The 7,503-nt window shown below is 52.7% G+C and carries 7 protein-coding genes; 2 read left to right on the forward strand and 5 right to left on the reverse strand.

Annotation, left to right across the window (positions count from 1 at the left end):
- Positions 1–104 precede the first annotated feature (104 nt).
- Entirely contained in the window at positions 105–251 is a 147-nt protein-coding gene (locus C162_RS37710; RefSeq protein WP_341148949.1) for a DUF2161 family putative PD-(D/E)XK-type phosphodiesterase, read from the forward strand.
- A gap of 644 nt (positions 252–895) precedes the next feature.
- On the opposite strand, the gene C162_RS27170 is transcribed toward C162_RS37710, so the two are convergent.
- The 5 genes from C162_RS27170 to C162_RS27190 all read right to left on the reverse strand — a co-directional run bounded on the left by C162_RS27170 (position 896) and on the right by C162_RS27190 (position 7,227).
- On the reverse strand, positions 896–2,797 hold the full coding sequence (locus tag C162_RS27170) for a beta-glucoside-specific PTS transporter subunit IIABC (RefSeq protein WP_036699718.1): 1,902 nt from the start codon (positions 2,795–2,797) through the stop codon (positions 896–898).
- A gap of 141 nt (positions 2,798–2,938) precedes the next feature.
- Positions 2,939–3,790 (reverse strand): BglG family transcription antiterminator LicT, encoded by an 852-nt coding sequence (gene licT, locus C162_RS27175; RefSeq protein WP_036699719.1) that lies wholly within the window; start codon positions 3,788–3,790, stop codon positions 2,939–2,941.
- A 247-nt stretch (positions 3,791–4,037) separates the two neighbouring features.
- Complete coding sequence (locus tag C162_RS27180; RefSeq protein ID WP_036699720.1) at positions 4,038–5,495, reverse strand: glycoside hydrolase family 1 protein; 1,458 nt, start codon at positions 5,493–5,495, stop codon at positions 4,038–4,040.
- A gap of 225 nt (positions 5,496–5,720) precedes the next feature.
- On the reverse strand, positions 5,721–6,494 hold the full coding sequence (locus tag C162_RS27185; RefSeq protein WP_036699722.1) for a hypothetical protein: 774 nt from the start codon (positions 6,492–6,494) through the stop codon (positions 5,721–5,723).
- Between the two features lie 31 nt (positions 6,495–6,525).
- Positions 6,526–7,227 carry an ABC transporter ATP-binding protein gene (locus C162_RS27190; RefSeq protein ID WP_200869238.1) on the reverse strand — a complete coding sequence of 234 codons (702 nt, stop codon included), beginning with the start codon at positions 7,225–7,227 and terminating at the stop codon, positions 6,526–6,528.
- Positions 7,228–7,294: 67 nt separating this feature from the next.
- On the opposite strand from C162_RS27190, the gene C162_RS37105 reads away from it, so the two are divergent.
- The coding region (locus C162_RS37105; RefSeq protein ID WP_235218548.1) for a hypothetical protein at positions 7,295–7,503 on the forward strand (209 nt) is incomplete at its 3' end.

Genomic DNA, 7,503 nt, shown 5'->3' on the forward strand with positions numbered 1-7,503 from the left:
CAGCGGCGGGTGATGCCGCTGCGGATGCGGGCCCGGCGGCTGCGCACAGCCGGGCGGAGGGCGCGCGCGGCGTCACGCCCGCCGCGCTGCGGAAGCGCAGCGGCGTGCCCGGCGCCGCTGCGATCCTGCAGAAGAACTACTATGCGTGGTTCTTCCGGGTGCAGCGCGGCCGCTACACACTCACGGCCGCCGGACAAGCGGCGCTGATCGAGTATGCAAGGGTCGCGGAGATCAGCGCGGGCAAGCTGTAGGCCCGCGCCCGGGCTTGACCGTCCGCAGCTCCATCTGCTGGACACGGGCCGCCACGGCTGCTTATCTGTCCGCTCGCTGCTCACCAGCCGGACGCGGATCGCCGGGCTACCCATCTGTCCGCTCACTGCTCCACCAGCCGGAGCCAGTAAGCCGTACCCGCCTTTACATAGGCATGCACGCAATCATGAGGCGTTCACGCTCCACTACCCTGCCAATAGTTGGAAAATTAACACTTAATTTGTTGAGTTTTTCCCGGCGCAAAAGATTAGTTGGATAAACGACACTTACTTCCCACCATTTTGTCTCAACTAGCATAATTCAGCTAAATAGATGTAATTATTCCAACTATAGTCCCAACTCTCAGGAATGCAGTCAAATTAGATGCTCTTTTTCCACCTATCTCCACAGAACAAGGTTACCTGGACAGGCGCCAACACAATATATTCTGTTTTCCGCACACATTCGGCCAAAAAAAGGAGTTGTCCCCACGCAGACCTGCTGCGGGCGACAACTCCTTAGTACCTTCTCGATCTACTTACCAGACCTATACTCTAGAACATCCTACTTGCTTATACTCCAGCTCTTCACTCATTGACTCCAAGCCCCAGCCATTCGCTTATTCGCACCTGGCCCCTAGCTCATCCTAAGCAAGCACCGTATACAGCAGCTCCTTCTCCTTAACCGGGGTAACGCCAGCAGACTGGATGGACTGATACTGCTGGATGTTCGTAATAATAACTGGCGTAATGGTGCTGTAGCCAGCCTTCTCGATCTCCACCAGATCGAATTCCATCAACAGATCGCCGACAGCCACCCGGGTTCCGGCAGTTACCTTCGGCGAGAAATGCAAGCCCTTCAGCTTCACTGTGTCGATGCCGATATGGATCAGCATCTCTGCTCCGCTGTCGCTGACCAGACCAATCGCATGTCCGCTCTTCGAGAGCGAGAACACCGTTCCCTGAACCGGCGAGACTACGCGGCCTTCGGACGGCTGAATCGCATATCCCTTACCCATAATCTCTTCCGAGAAGGCCGGATCGCTCACTTCGCTCAGCGGCTTCACCGCTCCGGCAATCGGACTAAATACCTCTTGATTCACCATCTTAGGCTCAGCAGCAGCGCCGTTTACAGTAGTGTTAGCAGCAGATACATTTACAGACTCAGCAGGAGTCACCGCAGGCGCAGCAGCAGCTTCCTGCTCATCCTCGAAGCCGATAATATAAGTGACAACCGCAGCAACTACCGCCCCGATGGCGAAGCCGATGACCGAATAGACAAAGGTCGCACCGAGAACCATTGGAATGCCGGAGAGTCCGGCGAGTCCGCCGATGACATAGGCTTTTACCTTGAACAAGCTGAGGAACGCACCACCGGCAGCTCCGCCGATCAGGGCAGCGATGAACGGTTTCTTAAGCCGCATATTCACTCCGTACATGGCCGGTTCTGTAATTCCCATGAAGGCCGTAATACTTGTAGACAGGGAGAGGGACTTCAGCTTGCTGTTCTTCGTTCTTAGAGAGACACCAAGCGCACTGCCCGCCTGGGCGAAGTTTGCTACCATCATAATCGGAATCATATAGTCATAACCAAGCTGCGCAATAGATGCGATCATAATTGGAATCAGGGCATAGTGCATCCCGGTAATGATCAACAGGGACATGGTTCCGCCCAGCAGCAGGCCTGCGAACAGTCCCGTATTCTCGAACAGCCAGCTGATGCCTCCAGTCAGGCCATCCCCGATAATAACACCCAGCGGGCCTACGGCAATCAGGGTAAGCGGTACAATGACCAGCAGGGTAACCGTCGGAACGACAATCAGCTTCAGCGAAGCATGGGTTACTTTATCAACGGCTTTTTCCACATAGGAGGCCAGCCATACTGCAATCACAATCGGAATGACAGACGAAGCGTAGGTTGCAGCTACCACCGGCAGTGAAGCGAAGGTAACAGGCTCCCCTGACCCCAGCAGCGTGGTGACGGTCGGATGCAGAATGGCCGCCCCGATCGCAGCAGCGATGTACATATTGCTTCCCAGCTTACGGGCAGCGCTGATGGCCAGAACAATCGGCAGGAAGTAGAAGGCGCCGTCCCCGATCGCCGAGAGTATGATATACGTGGAGTTCTCCGTCCCCATCCAACCCGCCGCTACCAGCAGGGCGACAATCCCCTTGATCATCCCCGCACCGGTAATGGCCGGCAGGATCGGTGTGAAGATCCCCGAGATGAAGTCGAACAGCTTGCTCAGCGGATTCTGCTTCTTTTTCTCCACCTTGTCACCGGAAGCCTTCTTCTCAGGAGAAACGGACATATTGCCAATCAGGTCATTGTAGACCACCGGCACATCATTGCCGATAATGACCTGGAATTGCCCGCCGTTAATCATCACGCCCATAACCCCGTCCGTCTTCTGCAGGGCCGCTTTGTCCGCACGGTTGTTGTCATTCAGGTTGAAGCGCAGACGGGTCATACAATGGGTAACCTGATCGATATTCTCTTCTCCGCCGACAAGCTTCAATATTTCTTTGGACAGCTCTTTTGTATTCATAAGATGTTGCTCCTTAGCTATAGTATGTTTTCCGCAAAAAAAAAACCTAAACGCCGATCAGCGGGGAAAGGCAGTCTTCTGCCTCCAGCACTGTCCGGGTTTAGGTTTTGCCTCTGTACCGAGTAGCAATCCTGCACCACATTATTCTGTTATTTCCTCATTGCGGATAATCCGTTCAATATGAATGGTCAGATACAATATTTCTTCCTTGGACAAGACCCTTTTGTATATCTTGCGGGTATAGTCCGCTATCTTCACCGCAACCGCATGGGCAGCAGGGTACTGCTTCATGACCAGATCATGCAGTGCATGATCCTGGTCCCGCTCTTCCATCGGAGTGCCTTGGACCACCCGTTGCGCAAAGAACTTCAGATGGGTCAGGAAGCGGTAATACCCGAGGGATTCTTCATCCAGCTCAATGAGGAAGCTCCGCCGGACAATATTCAAGATGTCCTTCACGATATTCGTGATGCTTACCGTCTCCCGCATCTCACCGTTCATCTGCGCATTCACCAGATGCATCGCGATGAAAGCGCACTCGTCCTCCGGCAGGAGAACACCCAGCCGTTCCTCGATAATTTGCAGCGCCTTGAGTCCAATGGAGAACTCCTTGCGGTACATCCGCTTGATTTCCCACAGCAGCGCATTCTTGATTTGAAGCCCCTGACGGTGACGGTCGATGGCGAAATGGATATGGTCCGTCAGTGAGATATAGATGCTGTCATGCAGCTTCTCCCCGAGCACCGTCTCGGCATAACGGATCACTTCATCGGTGCATTCCACATATTCCAGCGGGATCTCCGAGAGAAGCGACATCAGCTTCTGTGAACCTTCTTTATTCTCCAGGGCGAATACTTTCTCAACCTGGGCATCCTCAACGTCATCCCCGGGCTGCTTTTTGAAGGCGATTCCGCGGCCCATGACGACCCGTTCCTTCCCGCTGGCATCGAGTACGGTGACCACATTGTTGTTGAGCACCTTAGCAATTTTCATTCCATCACCTTACACCGTCAGAGTAATAAAATCCCCCCACCACGCGGGGATACAACATTATTGTGTGAAAAAAGGCAAAACCAAAACGGCATCAAAAGAGTGCCCGTTTCTGGTTTTGCCTGAATGAACAGTAACAATCCAGTTATTCTACCTGTAGCAGCATCTTAGCATATCATTGTAAATATGACAACACTTTTATGAAAACGGTTTATTAAGGCCTGTGCTTCTTAAGCTTGCCCCATTTCAACTACAATATTTCACCGTTCGAGGAAATGACCTGCTTGTACCACTCAAACGAATCCTTCTTGCTGCGGTTCAGCGTGCCGCTTCCCGTGTCATCCAGGTCTACATAGATGAAGCCGTAGCGCTTGGACATCTCCGAAGTCGACATGCTCACCAGGTCAATCGGGCCCCAGGCCGTATAGCCCAGCAGCTCCACGCCATCCTTTACCGCTTCCTTCATCTCCTTGATGTGTTCCCGCAAATAATCAATCCGGTAGTGGTCATGGATCGATCCGTCTTCCTCCACCTTGTCATAGGCGCCCAGCCCGTTCTCCACAATGAACAACGGTTTCTGGTAACGGTCGTACAGGTTGTTCAGGGTAATGCGCAGCCCTACAGGGTCAATCTGCCAGCCCCAGTCGGAGGCCTTCAGATACGGGTTCTTGATACCGCCCAGCAGATTCCCTTCCGTGGCCTCACCCTCTGGACCTGCAGACACGGTGAGCGTCATATAATAACTGAACGAGATGAAATCTACTGTATTCGCAGCAAGCAGCTCATCATCCCCCGGCTCACGGACAATCTCAATCTGATTCTCGGCAAAATAACGGTTCATATAACGCGGGTACTTGCCTCGCGCATGCACATCCGTGAAGAACAGATTCAGCTGGTCTTCCTGCTGTCTCTTACGCACATCCGCCGGATTGCAGGTATGCGCGTAGCTCTCCATACGGGCCAGCATACAGCCGATCTGCGAGCCCGGAATAATCTCATGTCCCAGCTTGGTAACCAGAGCGCTTGCTACAAACTGATGGTGCAGACCTTGAAAGACCGCTTGCAGCTTGTTCTCCACGCGGTCTGTAAGAATTCCGCCGCCGGTATACGGGCTGAACAGCATGACATTGATCTCGTTGAAGGTCAGCCAGTACTTCACTTTATTCCGGTAACGGGTAAATACAGTCTCAGCATACTTCACATAGAATCCGATGACTTCACGGCTGGCCCAGCCGTTATATTTCTGGGTAAGACCGAGCGGTGTCTCATAGTGCGAGAGGGTCACCAGCGGCTCAATGCCGTATTTCAGCAGTTCATCGAATACATCGTCGTAGAATTGCAGACCCTGCTCGTTAGGCTCAGCGTCATCGCCGTTCGGGAAGATCCGCGCCCAGTTAATGGACAGCCGGAACACCTTGAAGCCCATTTCAGCGAATAGAGCAATGTCCTCCTTGTAACGGTGATAGAAGTCAACGCCTTCGCGTTTCGGGAACCAGTCTTCCGTCTCTCCGGCAAGAATCCGGGCGATCCGCTCCGAGGAGATCTCCATGGAATGATCCCCTTTGCGCTTATCCTTAGGCACGAAAGCGATCATATCTGCCGTAGACAGCCCTTTTCCTCCCTGATCAAAAGCACCCTCCAGCTGATTGGCAGCGGTTGCGCCGCCCCATAAGAAATGCTCAGGAAATCCGTTAAGTACTGTAGCCATAGTCCATACCCCTTTTCATTATGATGTTCCTGCATGGCCTATATAACAGAAAAACCTAAACCTCTGGCAAGATCATCGAGCCCGGCGAACGGGTTCAAATCAGTCACCATCAGTTTAGGTTTTGCCTGGCACGGCCAGTAACAATCCAGTAAACGATGTGTTTATGGAAGATTTAATTGACTCCAGCCTAACATAGCATCCGGTAAAATTCAAATGAAAATCCGCTCATTTTCCGTGAAGCTCATATTTGCGCCCGTTCAAGAGCGCACTGCCTGCAGCTCCGGCCAGCAGCGCTACCAGCAGGTTCATGCCGACCGACAGCCAGTTAATGGTCTCGTTAATGTTGGACGGCTGCTCCCGCCCCGCCGGGCTAACCGTGAGCAGATTCGCATATTGCTTGAAGCTGTCCACGGCTGAGGAACCGATACTGAAATGCTGGCTCCCCCGGATCACCAGAGCGAACTGGATGCCGGTAACAAGGACGATGAGGGCAGCAATGCAGAGGTGGCTCAGCGCAGGCTTACGGAATCTTTTGGCAGCTGCCAGGGCCAGACCAATCAGCGCCAGGCCTGCCGGAAGGCTGCACAGCTTGGAGAGTATGAAGTAGGAGATGCCCAGCGCGGGACTTGTGGAGTGTGCGATCCGCAGCTGATACAGTCCTTCGGGATTCAAGAAGACATCCAGCAAAGTGGTAGACCAGACTGCGGTAAGACCCAGCATGAAGACAGCAGACTTCACACCGAAGAGCGCAGAGGTTCGCAGCGGCAGCAGATGGTTAACCGGCATCGTCCCCGTGAAGAACTCCTTGTAATAGTCCATGTAGATATAGACCGGCAGCAGAATGCCTATCACCATATTTACCAGCAGAAAGACGAAGGCCATATCCTGTCCCCGGTCAAACAGAAAATACAAATTAGCCAGACCGCTCAAGGCGGTGAAGATAGCAAATACAGCGAAATGCTTCCGGCATTCCAGCTTGAATTGATGCCATTGAACCATGATGTTCTCCCCTTTTCTTATCTTTAACAGATTAAATCAGACGTTTGAATAACTCCTCAATCGGCACACCATGTTCCCGCCGCAGCTCCTCCACGCTCCCCTGCAGCAGCACCTTGCCGTCATTCACGAACACCACATCCGTGAACAGGCTCTCGACATCGTGGATCAGATGCGTACTAATCAGAATCGAGCTGTCCGGGTCGAAGTTATCCAGAATAATCCTTATAATCTTATCCCGTGTGGAAGGGTCCACCGCCGCCAGCGGCTCGTCCAGGACGAACAGCCGGGCCTTGCGCGCGAACACCAGCGAGATACTCACCCGCTCCTGCATCCCTTTGGACAGAGACTTCACTTTATCCTGCAGATTCAGTCCCAGCTCTGCAATCATGCTATACGCCTTCTCCCGCTGAAAGTCGGCAAACGAGTGATCAAAAAAAGCAATGCTCTCTTCAATCGACATCCATGGATACAGGAATTCACGGTCCGGCAGATAAGACACCATTTTTTTGGTTTCCAGGCCGGGGCGTATGCCGCTGACCGTAAGGCTGCCTTTATAATCCCGTAGCAGAGTGACTATCAGCTTCATCAGCGTCGTCTTTCCCGCCCCGTTAGGCCCGAGCAGCCCTACGATTCTACCTGTGGGAATCGTCAGACTGAGTTGGTCTAGCGCGGTCTTCTTCCCATAGCGTTTCGTTACATTCCTGCACTCCAGTACATTCTCCATCGCTTGCATTTCCACATGCATCCCCTTTGATAGGCATTGGTCTCTATTGTGTTTCTTTTCACAATTGATTAGACGCATGTTCTTCATAGACCCCTGCACGCCAAATAACCCCACAAAGTGGAGTTTTAGCTTCGATGATGATTCAGGTAATTTACAGGGGCCCCAAAAAGCCAAAGAAAACCGCCTGCCGTCAAGGCTGAACTGTGACCCACAAGAAAGACACTTTGAAAAAAGTGACCATCTTGTGGGTCTTTTGTGTTTTAATCAGAATATTGGAAAAGGAGC

This window comes from Paenibacillus sp. FSL R7-269, from assembly GCF_000517865.1.
In the GTDB taxonomy this organism is placed as follows: Bacteria; Bacillota; Bacilli; order Paenibacillales; family Paenibacillaceae; genus Paenibacillus_AQ.

Bases quoted from the DNA above. Each gene is read 5' to 3' on its own strand.
- C162_RS27170 (WP_036699718.1), bottom strand. From the start codon at position 2,797: ATGAATACAAAAGAGCTGTCCAAAGAAATATTGAAGCTTGTCGGCGGA.
- licT (WP_036699719.1), bottom strand. From the start codon at position 3,790: ATGAAAATTGCTAAGGTGCTCAACAACAATGTGGTCACCGTACTCGAT.
- C162_RS27180 (WP_036699720.1), bottom strand. From the start codon at position 5,495: ATGGCTACAGTACTTAACGGATTTCCTGAGCATTTCTTATGGGGCGGC.
- C162_RS27185 (WP_036699722.1), bottom strand. From the start codon at position 6,494: ATGGTTCAATGGCATCAATTCAAGCTGGAATGCCGGAAGCATTTCGCT.
- C162_RS27190 (WP_200869238.1), bottom strand. From the start codon at position 7,227: ATGCAAGCGATGGAGAATGTACTGGAGTGCAGGAATGTAACGAAACGC.